The following is a 15,055-nucleotide window of genomic DNA, read 5'->3' as shown; positions in this document are numbered from 1 at the left end:
CACGCCTACATCAGCAGGGCGGTAAGGGGGACGGCTGCTTCGTCGCACTGGGCGGTTTTGCTGTATTGGGTGGCGATGCCCCGCTACTGCTTCAGCCGGTTGAAGCAGCGTTCGACGACGTTGCGATGCTTGTAGATCTCGCGGTCGAAGGCCGGCAGGCGGCCTTCGCGGCTGCCGCGCCAGGCCCGGTTGCGGACCTGGTCCGCCCGCTCGGGAATCGTGTGTGCGACGCCCTCGCGGCGGAGCCAGGTGCGGATCGCCTTCGAGCTGTAGCCCTTGTCGCCCAGGACGTGATCGGGCCGGACCCGGGGCCGCCCCGGTCCGAGGCACCCGGATCGCCTCCATCATGGTGGTGAACCGGGTGAAGTTGTTGGTGTTCCCGCCCGTGACGATGAATGCGAGCGGACGGCCCAGGCCGTCGTAGGCCAGGTGGATCTTGCTGGTCAGCCCGTCTCTGGACCGGCCGAGGGACCGGTCGCGGATCCCTCTTTTCGGGCCCCGGCCGCATGCTGGTGGGCCCGGACGACCGTGGAGTCGACGGACACCAGCCAAGCGCTCGGGCACGTCGTGCCAGGCGACGCCAGTGCGGAACTCCACACGATCCCGTTCAGGACCTTGCGGTCGTCCAGCCGCTTCTGCCCCCGCAACGACTCGGGCAGCAACGGCCGGACGAACTCCCGCTCGGCGTCGGACAGTTCATGGCGACGTACCACGAGACCATGGTTTAGCACCCGCTGTCCCAGGAAGTGTCCGTCTAACGGTCTGTGGCGCGAGCAGCCTTCCAGCCTGTCAGTTCCGTCGCGCGGTCGGTGATGATGCCGTCGACGCCCAGGTCGGCCAGTGCTCGCCAGCGGTCCGGCTCGTTCACCGTCCAGACGTTCACCGAAACTCCTGCGGCGTGCAGTTCCGCCACCAGCTCCGGCCGCGTCGACAGTGCCTTGTCAGAAACGTTGTAAGCCGTCACGCCGAGCTCGCGGGTCACTGCCACCGGGTCCGCGTCGAGCTTGTCGCGCAGCAGTCCCATCGGCACCTCCGGGGCCAGCGTGCGGACGTGCTTCAGCGACTCCGGGAAGAAACTCTGCACCAGGACGCGGTCCATCATGCGCTGCTCCCGCACGATCTGGATGATCCGCTCGATGTCGGCCTTGCCGCGCGTGCCGGTGATGTCGAGCAGCAGCCGGCCGCCGCGCTCTCGCAGGTCCGCCAGCTGGGCGGCGAGTGTCGGGATCCGCGTGCCCTTGTAGGCCGGGGCGAACCAGGCGCCCGCGTCCAGGGCGTCGATCTCCGCCGAGGTCAGCTTCCCTATGTGACCCGTGCCGTCGGTGGTCCGGTCCACGTACGCATCGTGGAGTACGTAGGGGACGCCGTCCTTGCTCGGCCGGACGTCGTTCTCGATCCAGTCCGCCCCGACGCGGCGGGCCACCTCACCCGAGATCAGGGTGTTCTCCGGAGCCACCGAGGAAGCGCCCCGGTGCGCGATCACCGCAGGCAACGACTGCGAAGAAGCAGCGGCAGGTTCCGATCCCCGGTCGGCCACCAGGAAGGCAGCGGTCAGCGCGGCGGTCAGTGCAGTGGCGGATATGGCTGCGACACGCCGCCGCCGGCCTCGTACAGGAGTCACGGAGGCGGACCCTAACACGGACCAGGTCCCAGCCCTGGTACACGGATCCGTTCCTGTCAGGTTCAGGTGACCCTCTCCAGGAGGACTGGTCGGACAGCTCCGGACCTACCGGCCACAAACACAGGAGCGGACCGCAACCTCCGCTACCGCATTTGCCGACAGAACTACCGAAGCGGGACGGCCGGTGGCGGGACCACCGGCAGCTCATCGACGCGATCGCCTTCAAGTACCGCACCGGAACCCCGTGGATGGACTTGCCCGAGCACTTCGGCTCCTGGAAAGGCGCCCACAACCGGCGGTGGAAATGGGCCGCCGACGGCACTGGGGAGAAGGTCTTCACCGCCCTGCTCGCTCAGGCCGACGTCGAAGGCGACCTCGGCTGGATCGTCGCGGTCGACTTCACCATCGTCCGGGCTCATCAGCATGCCGCCGGGGCACGTCAAAAGGGGCCCCGGCCGGGGAGCCGGACGACCATGCTCTCGGACGGCCCCGCGCCGGCTTGACCACCAAGATCCACCTTGCCGCCGACAGCCGATGCCGGCCACTGGCGTTCGTCCTCACCCCAGGACAGGCCGGTGACGCACCCGCGTTTCCCCAGGTCATGGCCCGCTCATGGGTGCCGCGGCCGATCGGCCAGCCCCGGGCCATATCGGACGTGGTCCTGGCCGACAAGGCGTCCTCGTCCCGGGCGATCCGGACCCGTCTCCGCCGGCGCGCGACCCGGGCGGTGATTCCGCAGCCGGCCGACCAGGCCGCGAACCGCAGACGGCGCGGCCGGATCGGTGGCCGTCCGCCGGCCTTCGCCCGCGCGACGCACAAGCAACGAAAGACCGTCGAGCGATGCATCGACAAGATCAAGCAGTGGTGCGGCCTGGCCGCCCGCTACGACAAGACAGCCACCATCTACCCCGCCGGACTCCACGCCGCCGCCGTCCTCATCCGGTCGGCGAGGTGAGCCGGAGGCCACGACCTGGCTGCCCGGCCCCTCCTCGCCGGCCGGTCGTCAGGCGGCCGCCGGCGGCAGACCCGCTGTCCGATCCGTCCGACGCATGCTCCGAGGAGCAGCTTCCGGACGGTCGGGGCAAAGCGAACCGTCTCGGCCATTGAGACCGATTGACTTTAATCGGGCACCGGTGCCTGTGCTGGGCGAACTGGATCATGGGTTCCCCAGGAGTTGAGGCTGATGGCCGTGCCCATTTCCGAGTCCGCGCTCGTCCGAGGAGCCCTCGAAGCACGGCGTCCGACCCGCTGGTGGGTCGGCTGGCTCGTCGTCTTCCTCGGCGGCGTGATCGCCATCAACATCGCCGTAGAGCCGGCCGCCCGCGCCCTGCTCGGCGACCCGGCGACGGGGTCGCCGAAGGCGCAGTGGGTGGAGCTGTTCACGAACGCGGCGACGCTCGCCGTGGTCGCCGCCTGGGTCTGCCTCAAGGAGCGCCGTCCCTTCCTCTCCCTCGGTTTCCGGGGCACGCACCGCCTCGCCTCCCTCGCGGCGGCTTCGCCGTCGGCGCCGGAATGCTCGCGCTGGGTGTCCTGGTCCTTACCCTCGCCGGCCAGTACGACGCCCATGGCTCCGCCCACACGACCAGCGGCACCGCCGCGCTCGGGACCGTCCTTCCGCTCCTGATCGTCTGGATCGTGCAGGCGTCCACGGAGGAGACCGTCACCCGCGGCTACATGCTCCAGACCGCCGCCTCGCAGATCCGGGGCCCGCTGGCCGTCGCGCTCGTGGCCGTCGTCCTCGCCTACACCTACTGGCGACGCACCAGCCGGCGCGAACCCCTTGCAGTTCCCGCGTCCGGCACCTCGTACAGCACGCGTAAAGCAGGCGAACCCGGCGAGGTCTGATCCGGAAGAAACCGCCTGGGCGAGGAACACGCTGACCAGGCTGGTCTCGATCCGTCCAGCCGTGCGGTGTACGGCCGCTGTACGCCCGCCGACCCGGGGCCCTTCTTCACGAACCCGGCCCCGTCCACGATCAACACGCCGTCGTCGGCGCCGAGGCGCTCAAGGACGTGTGGACGTGTGGACGTGAGTACGGACATCATCACGGACGGCATCGGCCGCTCCAGCGGGCGGTTCGCAGCAGCCGCTCCCTCGGCCCGGGACGGGCGTGGCCGGCCTGCGCGGCCGACTGCCGGCGGGTCTCCCTCCCGACGCCGGACAGAAGTCCGAGCAGGTGAGCAGGGGCCGTCGTACGAGGCTCGACCCGGTAGCACCGGCCCGCGATCCGGGCCACGGCCCGGTGGAACATCGCCCGCCACCGGGCGGCGTCCGTGCTGTGGCCCGCGATCACCCCACGATCATCACGCGTCCACACAAGCCTTGATGATCACGCGGTGGTCGTTCTCGCTCCCGCGAACGGCCAGCACCTCACCCCCGCCATCGGTCACGGACCAGCCAGAGCAGTCGTCGGCCGGCGTGGTACCGCCAAAGCCACCACGGCAGCATCCTGTGCTCCACGAAGGACCACAGGTCATCGTCGGCCTCGTTGCCGCGGGCGAAGCCCCTCAGCAGGTCGACGCATCTCCGGTCCACCGATCGGTGCAGCCGGGCGACATGCGCCAGGGCGACAACGCCCTGGCGGCGGATCTCCGGATCATCGGCCACCATCGCCCGGGCGACTCGGGGCAAGATCGCGTCCGCGCTGTCGTGGTTCAACGCCAGCGCGATCACCGCCACCCCGACGAGCGGCTCTCCTCGGCCGAAGGCGGCATCGACATCGTCGGGCCGCTCGACCCCTCGCAACGTCGACGCGTCCTCCCAGTTCAGGGCAGGCGCTCGTTCCGCGGGGCCGCTCTCGCCGGTGTCCATGACCGTGAACCTACCGAACAGTGGCAGCAGTCTCTCCGCCGCTCATTCAACCCACCGACTTACAGGATCGCGAAGTCGCACCGGAGCACTGAGAGGCACGCTCCAGGCATGTGGTCGAGGGCTCATGGAGCCGCCCCAGCCCACGGATCCGCGAGCCGAGACCGCGCAAGGGCGTATCGCTCTCTGGCTCGGCCCGGAAGAGCTGCGACGGCCGGCGCGGCATTCCCGGAGGAGCCGCGATGGCCGGCGCAGTCCTGCTGTTGCGCCGCCGACGCAACGGACGGGGACAAGGACCGATGCGGACGACTCCGTTTTCGGGCGGGCGCGGCCCTGCACAAGCACCAGAACCAGCACCCGGCATGAGGACGCGGGCCGTCACGCGACCGCGGACAGGGCCAGAATCAAGAAGCGTCCTCAGGCCGGCCGGGCTCCGCGGCTTCGGCACGGCAGCAGCCCCGGGCAGGCACCGTATTCCCCTTGCCGGGGCGCCTGCCCCGTCGGCATCCGTCTCGGCACGGCCCGACCGGCATCGCGCCGCCGCGTTCTTCCGACTGTCCTGATGCCCTGATGCCCCGATGCCCTGATGCCCCGACGCTCCGAGGAACAGCGGCCGGTCGGGGCGGGCGAGACCACTCGCTGACCCGCGCACTGCCCCGGTCGCCTTCGCCTTTGCCTTCGCCTTCTAGGGTCGTCCGTATGACGATCGACACCGGGGCGGCCGGCTCGCCCTTCGCGTCCCTCCAAGCGGACGCCCTCACCAGCCTGGACCAACTGCGCGAGCTCTACCCGCAGCCGAACCCCACCGCCCTCCGCAAGGAGATCGACCACCTGACCGAGGAGACCCGGGCGCTGATCGGCTGTTCCTCGCTGGTGTTCATCGGCAGCGCGGACAGCGAGGGCCGGGCGGACGTGACGCCGCGTGGCGGCCCGGCCGGGTTCGTCTCGGTGCTGGACGAGCGGACCCTGGCCATCCCCGACGCGACCGGCAACAAGCGCCTCGACACCCTGCACAACGTGCTGCAGACCGGCCGCGTCGGGCTGCTCTTCCTCGTCCCGGGCCGCCCGACCACACTGCGCGTCAACGGCCGCGCCTGCGTCTCGGCGCGCCCGGAGCTGCTCGCCCAGCTCACTCCCGTCGGAAAACCGCCGGTCACGGCGATAGTGGTGCAGGTCGAACAGGTCTACCCGCACTGCCCGAAGTCGCTGATGCGCGCCAACGCCTGGCAACCGGAGCGGTGGCTGCCCGCCGACGCCCAGCCGACCAGCGCCGAGGTGACGCTGGCCCAGCTGAACCTCCCGGGCCTGACCCTCGACCAGATCGAGGAGGCCGAACGGGAGTCACTGCGGCTGCGGTACGAGTGAGCTCCGGGTGGGCGTACGTACGCTCCCCCCAGCATGGGATGCCGATCCCTGAGCCGCCGGCCCCCGCCCCCCGACCTGCTGGCCCCCGCCCCCCCGACCTGCCGTTCCACCGACTTATCGAGTCGCCGACTTGTCGGCTTCCGGCGCCGGGGGCCGGCTCGGCTTCACGGAAGCTGCGCCGTAACCCGAGCTTCGCCGGCACCGGACATCGCCAAGCGCAGTGGACCAGGTGAGCGGCGGCACCGCCGCTGGTTCTCGGAGGACCGAACGAATCGCGAGTGGACGTCCGGTGCCTTGCCCCGAAGGTCGGAGCGTGCCGTAGCAGCAGAGGCAGGCCACCAGCGAGGATGCCCGTCATGCGTACCAATCGGCCCCTCCGGTCCCACCGGCCCCTCCGGCCCCTTCAGTCCCTCCGGCCGGCGCACTCGGTGCCTGTGGTGTTCGGTGCGGGAGCGGCCATCGGCGTGCTGGGCGGGATGATCGGGCTGGGCGGTGCCGAGTTCCGTCTGCCGCTGCTGATCGGCCTCTTCGGATTCGCCGCGTTGTCGGCGGTCATCCTGAACAAGGCGATGAGCCTGGTCGTCGTCCTGGTCGCGCTGCCCGCCCGGCTGGCCGCGGTCCCGGCCGCCGAGGTCGCCGCCCGCTGGCCTGTCGCGGTCAACCTGCTGGCCGGCAGCCTGCTCGGCGCCTGGGCCGGCGCCTCCTGGGCGGTCCGCATGCGCTCAGCCACCCTCTACAAGGTGCTGGCGGCCCTGATGGTCCTCATGGCCGGCGCGCTCGTGGTCACCCACACCACCGCCCTGGGCACCCTCGCGCTGCCGCTCTGGGCCCAGGTCCCCGCCGGAGTCGCGGCCGGGTTCGGGATCGGCGTCGTCGCCGCGATCATGGGAGTGGCCGGCGGCGAGCTGCTGATCCCGACGATCGTGCTGCTGTTCGGCGAGGACATCAAGACCGCAGGAAGCCTGTCCCTGCTGGTCTCCCTGCCCACCATGCTGGTCGCGTTCGCCCGCTACAGCCGCGACGGCAGCTTCGCCGCCCTCGGCGCCAACCTCCGCTTCACGGCGATCACGGCCTCGGGTTCCATCGTCGGCGCCCTCCTCGGCGGACTGCTCCTCGGCGTCTTCCCCGATACCGTCCTCATCCCCGCCCTTGCCGCCGTCCTGCTCGTCTCCGCGGCCAAACTCGCCCGCCACGACTGACCACCACCCCAGCCGCCCCGGCGTGGCCCGTCCGCGCCGCCGGATCGACCGGAGCGGGCACGCCGGCACCTACTCCTCCACGATTACTCCTCCACGGTGCACGGGGCAGAGCGCCGCTTCGCACGCGACAACGACACGGAGGCCGATGTGGACTCCGCAGCCGATGGAGGCGAAGTCTGCGACGTTCGCAGCGGGCACGGAGCCGTGGGCCTCGCCGCGTCGGGCGGGCACGGGTCTGACGCCGGGCTTCCACCGCCGGCGACGGTACTTGCCGAAGTCGTCACCCTGGTCCGCGTACAGGCAGAGGGGCTTGCGGCGAGGGCACCCTCGCCGCCCCCGGACCAACGAGGATGGCTGGGGGGGGCAGGGGCAGGGGCAGGAATGGGAGCCGGGTGACGTCGTGCTGGTTGCCGCCGGTGAGCGTGACGGCGAGCGGGGTTCCGTGGCGGTCGGCGAACAGATGGTGCTGGGAGCCGAGGCGAGCACGAGCGGGGCCGCTCCACAGGCCGTCAGGAACAAGACCGGCACGCGCCCGGACGCCTTGCCGACCGAGATCAGGTGTGGAGTTGCCATGACAGGATCCGGCTGTGACGTGTGATGTGTGTGGGCACGAGATGCGGCAGGCACCGGTGACGGAACCGCGGAGGGCGTGGGACTTGCCGGTGAAGGAGCGGTGGTTCTGCTCTTGGTGCTACGCGTGGACCGAGCTGGGGCACGGTCCCGGTGAGGTCTCGCGGCCTCTGTACCAGCCGATGGACGGGCGCTGGGAGCGGGCGGAATCACCGGACCTCCCCGAGGACGTGGCCCACGCCTACGACACGGCCTACGCCTACACGGACTCCGGTGCGACCCTGTGCGGCATCGAACACGAGAACCTCTCGGTCTCTCCGTACTGGTGGCTGCCGGATCGGAGCAACGCCTGTGGTGCCTGCAAGGAGACCGCGGCCGTCATCGACCGGCGCTGGCCGGTGGAGAAGCGTGGCGCGAATCGCGCCAACCCCACACCTCCCCCGGATTCCTGCTGGCCCCCCTTCTAGTGCCGCGTCAGGCAACGTTCGCCTTGCTGGCGGAGGGCGGAGGGCGGAGGGCGGAGGGCGGAGGGCGGAGGGCGGAGGGCGGAGGGCGGAGGGCGGAGGGCGGAGGGCGGAGGGCGGAGGGCGGAGAAGTAAATCGGTGGGTGGATGCGGGGGAATCTGCCACGATCAACGGATGGGCGCATTGGATGCAGTGGCAGGCAGGGTTGCCGGCGGGGCCACCGTGACGTTCCGGCCCAGCGGCTCCTCGATGGTTCCGCTGATACGCAGTCGGCAGCAGGTGGTCGTCGCTCCGGTCGACCCGGCGAAGCTGGAGGCTGGGGACATCGTCCTCGCCCGTGTCGCCGGGACGGTCTACTTGCACCTGGTGTCGTCCATGGACCCCGCCAGGAAGCGGGTGCAGATCAGTAACAACCGTGGCCGCGTCAACGGCTGGACCAGCCACGATCGTGTCTTCGGCATCTGTGTGGCGGTCGACGGCACCTCCCGGTCAGGTGCCGAGGGCAAGACGCTCGTGGCCGATGCGAACGACTCCCCCTGAACACCGCGCTCCAGCAGCATCGGGCCGCCGAGCCATGCGGGTGGCAGAAACGAGTGCGTGTTCGCGGTATCGATGACGACGAGGGCCGGCGGTTACCGCGGATGGTCTACAGGGGCACGGGTTCCGTGGTGGCCCGGCGGCGGGCGCAGATGGTGCTGCTGTCCGCTCAGGTACCTGCTCGGGGCATGCCGGCCGTGAAGATCGAAGATCGGCGAGGTGTCGTTCACCAGTGACGACCGAGTGCGCGACGTGGTCCCCAACCTCGACAACCTCGGCAACCTCAACGCCGACGGTTTCGACGCGCCCTGCCCCAAGTACTCCAGCGGTCGGCTGAAGCCCTTCACACTGTTCGAACGCCGCGAGATCAGGAAGATCGCCAAGTCCAAACCGCCAAACCGCCAAACCGATCGAGCATGACCTGCCGTTTTCGATCCGGAGCCTGACCGAACTGGCCTGCTTCCTGGTTGCCGAGGGGGCGGTCGACGACATCAGCCACGGGGGCCTGTGCCCTCGCTCCGCGAGGAGGACGTCTCCTCTCCACGCCTGAAGACCTGGAAGACCTCCCGCGACCCTGAACCACGCGTCCAAGAAGGCCCGCGTCGAGCATCTCTACGCCATCGCGGCGGTGAAGCCATAGCCGAGGCCGGGGACGAGGCCGAGGACGAGACCGAGACCGAGGACGACGAGCCCGAAGCCGTCTTCCGTACGGACGAGTTCGGGCCGCTCAACCTGATGCCGTACCCCGGGCGGCAGGGGGCTGAGCGCGGCGGCAGGCACAAGGACCCCGCCTGTGAGCCCCGACGTCGGGCAGCCCGCAACCGCTGCGGCGCCAGGCCGTGCTGCTTCCGCAGCATGTCGTCGACCGCCGCCCGGCGTGGTGTCGAGAGGATGTCCACGCCGTTCGTCGCGAAACGATCGCGGCACCCTCGTTCTCGTCCCCGCAGGCGCCCCTCGGCCCGCACCACCAGGAGGAACCAGTGTCGTACCCGCAACCGCTCACCCCCGAGGAGAGGCTCGCCGACGCGAAGAAGCTGTTGGGCCTCCCGCGTATCGTCGTGATCTGCGGCTCCACCCGCTTCATGTCCGAGATGAACGAGGCCGATCTGCGGGAGACCACAACCGGGAAGATCGTCGTCAAACCGGGCTGTGACATGAAGTCGCCGCACGCGCTCTGGTCCGATCCCGTCGAGGCCGAGGCGCTGAAGGTCCGGCTCGACGATCTGCACCGGGCGAAGATCCGGCTCGCCGATGAGGTGCTCGTGGTCGGCGACTACATCGGAGACAGCACTCGAGCCGAAATCGCCTACGCCAGGTCGCTGGGCAAGCCCGTGCGGTTCACGCATCCCGAAGTCGACCCCGACGCCTGACCACCCGCCCCCCCGACAACCGGGGCCGTCAGCTGCCGCGGTGGCCGCCGTCAGTGCTCATGGTTGTCCTGCTGGCTTCGTTCATGAGGAATGGTTCTGGCGCACCTTCCGGGCCTCGGCGCCGGAGGCCGACAGGACGGGGAAGCCCAACAGGTCAACGGCTTGCTCCGAGACCGTCATGAACCGACTCGACGAGAGTTCACGGAAGTCGAACCAGAATCCCTGGAAGTGAACAAAGCCAGGTATCGATAGTGGTCGGTCTTGCTTTTCAGCCTGAACCCAGGCGGGCGCGCAGGACTGCCGCGCCGTCTCCCTCCAGGTCCTGGCAGGCCGCTGCTCGGCCTGCCATTCCCATCACCAGCGAGAGGGTCGGCCCCCGGAGCAGATCCCCCGAGCCGGTGGCGAACGGCCCGTCCGTGGCCTCGACCCGCAAGCCCGCGATCACGGTGTTGCTCGCGACGGTGAAATCACGGCCGGCGAAGAACCGGGCCACGGCGGTCGTGGTGGCCACCGGGGGCGTCCGCACAAGGCCCAACGGCCGGCGGATGTCCTCGCCGTGGACGACTGTTTCGCCGAGCCAGGCCGCGGTGTGTCCGGTCGGACCGGAGGGTCCGGCGACGACTTCGCGAAAGCGCCGCAAGGTCTCCTCAGGTGTAGCACCGCGGTGCTTTGCGAGCCGTCGGTCGTTGTGCAGGTCGGGGTTGAACCGCGCGGCCAGCATGCTCAGCAGCCAGCGCCACATCCTCGTGCCGGCACCTGCCGTCAGATGGGCTACGACCTCCTCCACGGTCCAGCGTTCACACAGAGACGCTTTCGCCCACTGGGCCTCGCTGAGCTCGGCGAGGTCTTGAGCGAGCGCCAGCCGTTCGACGTGGATCGCCCGTTTTAGAGCTTCCCGAGTTTCCAGAACGTGCGGTTCAGTCATGGGGCAGCCTCCAGAGATCGGGTGTTCTCCGTCAGACTCCTGTCGCCGCCCGAACTCATCGATCGCCCCCGCTTAATGGCCCCCTTCGGCCTTCCGGTGTCGAGGCCATCCTCGAACCGAGTCGCTCACCTGGCCATTCTTCTACCGCCGAGGCGGCCTTCGTCTGGTCGTGTGCCTGGTGAGGTCCACCTGGCAGCCGAGCAGCCGCCGCCGCTTTACCTCCCCGCTCCAGGCGACCCTACCGACCGCCAGTGCCTCACCGACGACCGGCTCGGTCGGTCGGCCGGTCGGCCGGGCCATGGACGGCGAAGACCGGTTGCGCCACGGCATCGGGCACCGGGCCCTGGGGCACCGGGCACCGGGCACCACGAGCGTCGGCGACCCTGACACGTGCTGGCTCGCCTACGGGTTGTGGGGATCGGGCGAGGACGTTCTACTCGGTCCGCGGGTGCCGGGGCCGCAAAGGCGAGCCGAAGGGCATTGGCCGGCGCGACCTGTGCGACCTGCTGGTCAGAGCGCACGTCCAGCTCGGCGGCCCGATCGTGCTGGTCCGGGACAACCCGCGCATGCACCTGGCTGAGGCGATGCGCCAGTTCATCGCCGACCGCGCGGACTGGTTCACCGTCTTCCAACTTCAGAGTTACTCGCCGCGGACCTGAACCCGCAAGAGGGCATCTGGTCGCTGGTCAAGCGCGACATCGGCGCCCTCGCCGCAGCCGACCTCGGCCAGATCACTCGCGCCGTCAAGCGCAGGCTCAAGCAGATCCAGTACCGTCCGGACCTGGTCGACGGGTGTCTGGCCGACACCGGCCCGAGCATGGACGACTGACCGACATCACGCATGCGAAGTCAGCGCTGCCCACCGCATGGCCGTTGGAACATGATCGCTGCACCACTCCGAGGGGCATGACCACGACCCTCGCCCCCGCCCTGTCGGCACGCCTTCGCTCTCTGGATACCGGAGCCTCGAAGCCGCCGAAAACGGATGGCCGGCAGCCTTCCGTCCGGTCATCCTGGCCCGATGGGAGACAGAGCCAACGTCATCGTGGTCCGTGAGAACGGCACGCATGAGCTGTACCGGACCGGCTGGGCGGTCGGAATCGACCTCGACCTGCTGGAAGGGCCGGCGCCGGTTCTCGCCATGCTTCCCGGACTCCGGCAGGACGGCTGGTGGTTGGACGACACCATGGCCCAGGGCGGGGTACTGCTCGACCTCGGCCGGAAAGTGCTCCTGTTCTTCGCCTGGGAGGGGCCCAGCACTGAGCTCCGCCACCGCGCGGCCACGTTCGAGCTGATCCGAGCTGCGTGGCCGGGCTGGGAGGTCCGCTGGCTGTACGACGGGCCGGCCGAACTGCGTGAGTACGTCGGGCTGGACCCGGAGTACGTCCGCTGCCGCGATTCGGACCCCTCTTCGGCCCCGCTCCTCGCCCCTGACGACGAGGAATTGGCCGGGCCCGACCCAGGCGGTGTGGTGATCACGGTCAGCACCGATCGCTGCCACGTCGCCTCCGACGCCTTCGACCACCCTGTCCGCGAGGGCGCCGCCCTGCTCGACCGCCTGGCAGACGCCCCCGGGCACGGAGGCTGCCGCCTGCACGTCAACTCCGGCATCCATCTCGACCCGGAACGCCGCCATCTGGGCTGGTGGTCCCTTTCCTCCACGCCACAGGCTTACCAAGTACCGGAGTTGTGGCCGGGCTGGACGGTGGAGTTCTGGCAGGACGACTGGAAACAGCACGTCAGAGCCAGCGACCGCTTCGCTCCGGCGGCGTTCGACGCCGGAGAGGAAGCCAGAGCCGCAGTGCTCGCCGAGGCCGGAAAGCGCCGGGCTGCCCGGGCCCGCAACCGCGCCCAGCTCACCCGCTCACGGACCGCACCGGCTCGCCCCCAGGCGGGATGGCCGCAACCGGCCTGATCATGAACGACTGGCCGACATCACGCATTCAAGCTCAGAAACAGCAACCTTCTCCGCCTGGAGCTCCGAGTCGTCGCCCACCCGACCGGGCTGTCTCTGTCCACCTCCGCGCCGCGGTTGCCGCGGCGGGGGTTGGTCGCTCGGCGACGACAGATCGGCAGCCGGCGGCGGCTGACCTGGAGCCGACAGGCGCTGACGGCCCTGGCCCACCTCCGCTGCGGTCACGCCTTCGCCGGGCTCGCGGCCGGATTCCGCGTGGGCCTGCCTCCCTGCCGTACCGCCGCGCGAAATCAAGAACCGAGCTGCGAAGGGCCGTCGGATCGCACGAGGCGGACTTGCGCGGCTGGTATGCGGTCGGGCAGGTAGACGAATCCGTTGCCGTTGTCGAGGAGCAGCCCCTCATCGACGCCGTCCACGGACCAGACGTCGACCGGCCCACCGGTGTTGTTGATCTGAAGGAAGAACCCTGTTTCCTCCTCGCCCCGACAGACGAAGATCCCCTCCACCTCAGGGCGGCGGCTGCCGGCGATTCCCCGTGCGGCGCCCATCCGGGTCCAATCCAGGCCATGCCGCGCGATCGACTGCCGATTGAGCACGGACGAAACGTGGAAGAGGTTCGAGGCATCAAGCACGCCAGGAGTATAGGAGGCAGCGAGGTTTCCTCCTCTGGACGAGGCGGTCGGCTCCAGGGCGAGGACGGCCTTGATCGACGAGGTCGGGGATGGGGGTGGTGGTGCGGCGGAACTTCCGCGACAGGCGTCAGGGCTTGAGGGTGGCCATGGCCTGTTCGCCGGGTGCGCGGATCGTCGCGTGGGCGCGGTTGACGGCCTTCTCCCGGCGGAGAGCTTGTTCCAACGGTCGTGGAAGGGGACGCGGACGGCGGGGCCGGAACCCTGGTACGTCTTGTCGGCCCAGCACCGGACGCCTGCAGTGCCGAGGGCGTCGAGCGGTCAGCTCCCGCCGCAGCAGCCGTGGTGCGGAAGTGAACAGGTCCAGTCCGGACGGGGAGACAAGCACGCGAAGCTTCTGGCGGCGAAGGTCGATCCTGACCGACACCCCATCTAAAGGCTGGCCCGTAACTGCTGCATGAGTGTGGTGGCGGTGTCAGTGGGTGAGGGCACACTGACTGCATGATCACCTCTCCATCTGTCCCGGATGATGCCGCTAGCCCCTCTCTTGTCTGGGTGGAGTCGATGGGCGGTCCTCTGATTGTCGTCCCCGTCTCCGCCCTGGCCTCTTGGGGCGGGTGCACGGAGGGTGGTCTTATGGCGGGAGACGCCACCGCCCCGGACGACTACGACCGGGCCTGCGCGGTGGATGATCTGGCCGGTGTGATCCCCCTCGGCGAGAACGGTGCGCAGGCACTGGTGTTGGCGGACGAGCCGGCGACCAGTTGCTATCTGCCCCGACACCGAGCGTTCCTGCGGCGGCGCGCTGCCGAGTCCGAGGCCGGACTGAGAGCCGCGGCGGACACCGTCCTTGCAGACCCGGCCACGGTGTGGGAGGAGTGCGGCACCTGGGCCTCGGACGGGCCGGCGGTGCTCATGGACTCCGCCGAAGCAGGTTCCGACCTGGGCGTCGAGTACCCCGACGGTGGGATGCCCGCTGAGGCGCCGGTCCCACTGCCAGCCGGCCACTGGAGGGTCCGCGCCACGCAGGCCAAGGTGGACGAGGAGAACTGGGTCGGCCTGGTTCAGCTCCTGCCCGCCGGATCCTGAACGGGCCGCGCTTCGGTCGGGTGTGGTCGGCTGCGGCGCGCAAGGTTGTGCAGATGAGCGATGCCGAGCATCGCGTGGTGCACGCCATCGCCCTTGAGGCGGCAGTCGCGCAGGATCTTCCAGTCTTCATCCGAGCGAAAGCATGCTCGACCCGAGCGCGGACCTTGCGGTGGGAGGTGTTGTGTTCTTCCTTCCAGGCGGACAGTTCGCTCTGTCCAGGGGCGCGGCGATGCGGGATGACGGACCCGGTACCGCGATAGCCGCCGTCGGCGATCACTATGGTGTTCCCGACGGCGGCCTTCGCCCCTGATGGCTCCCATGCTGTGCAGTCGTCGCGGTTGCCGGGCACGGGCAGGCCGACGGAGACGACAAGGCGTGAGTCGGCGTCGATGACGACCTGGTGGTTGGTCGAGTAGCGGCGGTTCTTGGACTTCTCCGCCACGCTGTGGTCCCGTGTCGGTACCAGGGTGCCGTCCACGATCAGCACGGTGTCCCTAAGTGGTCGGATCCGGAAGTCCTTCGGGGGTTGACTTAAGCACTGGGCGTGTGGTGTGCGTGGGTC

General features: G+C 69.8%; 13 protein-coding genes and 6 pseudogenes. 11 read left to right on the top strand and 8 right to left on the bottom strand.

Translation table 11 applies throughout. The annotated features are described in order from the left end of the window. Positions 1–5: 5 nt before the first annotated feature. Positions 6–713, bottom strand: a pseudogene (locus AB0E83_RS03465) (IS5 family transposase). Between the two features lie 41 nt (positions 714–754). After that, complete coding sequence (locus AB0E83_RS03460) at positions 755–1,621, bottom strand: glycerophosphodiester phosphodiesterase family protein (RefSeq protein ID WP_362105186.1); 867 nt, start codon at positions 1,619–1,621, stop codon at positions 755–757. A 152-nt stretch (positions 1,622–1,773) separates the two neighbouring features. Between AB0E83_RS03460 and AB0E83_RS03455 the strand changes: the two are divergent. The 3 genes and pseudogenes from AB0E83_RS03455 to AB0E83_RS03445 all read left to right on the top strand — a co-directional run bounded on the left by AB0E83_RS03455 (position 1,774) and on the right by AB0E83_RS03445 (position 3,466). Further along, positions 1,774–2,576 (top strand): annotated as a pseudogene (locus AB0E83_RS03455) (IS5 family transposase). Between the two features lie 228 nt (positions 2,577–2,804). Continuing rightward, positions 2,805–3,245 (top strand): hypothetical protein, encoded by a 441-nt coding sequence (locus AB0E83_RS03450; RefSeq protein WP_362105183.1) that lies wholly within the window; start codon positions 2,805–2,807, stop codon positions 3,243–3,245. Between the two features lie 11 nt (positions 3,246–3,256). Then, positions 3,257–3,466: a hypothetical protein gene (locus tag AB0E83_RS03445; protein WP_362105180.1), complete on the top strand. Its 210-nt coding sequence runs from the start codon at positions 3,257–3,259 to the stop codon at positions 3,464–3,466. Between the two features lie 525 nt (positions 3,467–3,991). Here AB0E83_RS03445 and AB0E83_RS03440 read toward each other — a convergent pair. Then, the gene (locus tag AB0E83_RS03440) at positions 3,992–4,432 is read right to left on the bottom strand and encodes a hypothetical protein (protein ID WP_362105177.1); all 441 of its coding nucleotides are present in this window, start codon (positions 4,430–4,432) and stop codon (positions 3,992–3,994) included. Between the two features lie 696 nt (positions 4,433–5,128). Here AB0E83_RS03440 and AB0E83_RS03435 point away from each other — a divergent pair. Beyond that, complete coding sequence (locus tag AB0E83_RS03435) at positions 5,129–5,794, top strand: MSMEG_1061 family FMN-dependent PPOX-type flavoprotein (RefSeq protein ID WP_362105174.1); 666 nt, start codon at positions 5,129–5,131, stop codon at positions 5,792–5,794. A gap of 356 nt (positions 5,795–6,150) precedes the next feature. After that, positions 6,151–6,993, top strand: a complete 843-nt coding sequence (locus tag AB0E83_RS03430) for a sulfite exporter TauE/SafE family protein (RefSeq protein ID WP_362105171.1) — start codon at positions 6,151–6,153, stop codon at positions 6,991–6,993. Positions 6,994–7,191: 198 nt separating this feature from the next. Here AB0E83_RS03430 and AB0E83_RS03425 read toward each other — a convergent pair. Beyond that, positions 7,192–7,480 (bottom strand): annotated as a pseudogene (locus AB0E83_RS03425) (IS5/IS1182 family transposase); the annotation flags it as partial. A 265-nt stretch (positions 7,481–7,745) separates the two neighbouring features. Here AB0E83_RS03425 and AB0E83_RS03420 point away from each other — a divergent pair. From AB0E83_RS03420 to AB0E83_RS03405, 4 genes and pseudogenes are all read left to right on the top strand, one after another. Beyond that, positions 7,746–8,030: a hypothetical protein gene (locus tag AB0E83_RS03420; protein ID WP_362105168.1), complete on the top strand. Its 285-nt coding sequence runs from the start codon at positions 7,746–7,748 to the stop codon at positions 8,028–8,030. Between the two features lie 172 nt (positions 8,031–8,202). Next, positions 8,203–8,568 carry a S26 family signal peptidase gene (locus AB0E83_RS03415; RefSeq protein ID WP_362105165.1) on the top strand — a complete coding sequence of 122 codons (366 nt, stop codon included), beginning with the start codon at positions 8,203–8,205 and terminating at the stop codon, positions 8,566–8,568. A 101-nt stretch (positions 8,569–8,669) separates the two neighbouring features. Beyond that, positions 8,670–9,396: pseudogene (locus AB0E83_RS03410) on the top strand (hypothetical protein); the annotation flags it as partial. A gap of 149 nt (positions 9,397–9,545) precedes the next feature. Beyond that, positions 9,546–9,935: a hypothetical protein gene (locus tag AB0E83_RS03405; protein ID WP_362105162.1), complete on the top strand. Its 390-nt coding sequence runs from the start codon at positions 9,546–9,548 to the stop codon at positions 9,933–9,935. A gap of 268 nt (positions 9,936–10,203) precedes the next feature. Here the strand turns inward: AB0E83_RS03405 and AB0E83_RS03400 are convergent, their stop codons facing one another. Next, positions 10,204–10,860 (bottom strand): maleylpyruvate isomerase family mycothiol-dependent enzyme, encoded by a 657-nt coding sequence (locus AB0E83_RS03400; protein ID WP_362105160.1) that lies wholly within the window; start codon positions 10,858–10,860, stop codon positions 10,204–10,206. A 1,021-nt stretch (positions 10,861–11,881) separates the two neighbouring features. Here AB0E83_RS03400 and AB0E83_RS03395 point away from each other — a divergent pair. Further along, entirely contained in the window at positions 11,882–12,775 is an 894-nt protein-coding gene (locus tag AB0E83_RS03395; RefSeq protein WP_362105157.1) for a hypothetical protein, read from the top strand. Positions 12,776–13,065: 290 nt separating this feature from the next. On the opposite strand, the gene AB0E83_RS03390 is transcribed toward AB0E83_RS03395, so the two are convergent. Together AB0E83_RS03390 and AB0E83_RS03385 are read right to left on the bottom strand one after the other, a co-directional pair. Further along, a complete protein-coding gene (locus tag AB0E83_RS03390; protein WP_362105428.1) occupies positions 13,066–13,407 on the bottom strand; it encodes a hypothetical protein in 342 nt (113 codons plus the stop codon). 54 nt (positions 13,408–13,461) lie between these two features. Next, a pseudogene (locus tag AB0E83_RS03385) lies at positions 13,462–13,722 on the bottom strand (IS5/IS1182 family transposase); the annotation flags it as partial. A 183-nt stretch (positions 13,723–13,905) separates the two neighbouring features. Here AB0E83_RS03385 and AB0E83_RS03380 point away from each other — a divergent pair. Further along, on the top strand, positions 13,906–14,493 hold the full coding sequence (locus tag AB0E83_RS03380; protein WP_362105155.1) for an Imm21 family immunity protein: 588 nt from the start codon (positions 13,906–13,908) through the stop codon (positions 14,491–14,493). Here AB0E83_RS03380 and AB0E83_RS03375 read toward each other — a convergent pair. Then, positions 14,469–14,989 (bottom strand): annotated as a pseudogene (locus AB0E83_RS03375) (transposase); the annotation flags it as partial. The gene AB0E83_RS03380 and the pseudogene AB0E83_RS03375 overlap by 25 nt on opposite strands. Positions 14,990–15,055: the final 66 nt, after the last annotated feature.

The sequence above is a fragment of the Streptomyces sp. NPDC035033 genome (assembly GCF_040636735.1).
Taxonomy (GTDB): domain Bacteria; phylum Actinomycetota; class Actinomycetes; order Streptomycetales; family Streptomycetaceae; genus Streptomyces.
The sequence above is the reverse complement of the archived record's forward strand: the minus strand, read 5'-3'. Positions and strand labels throughout refer to the sequence as shown.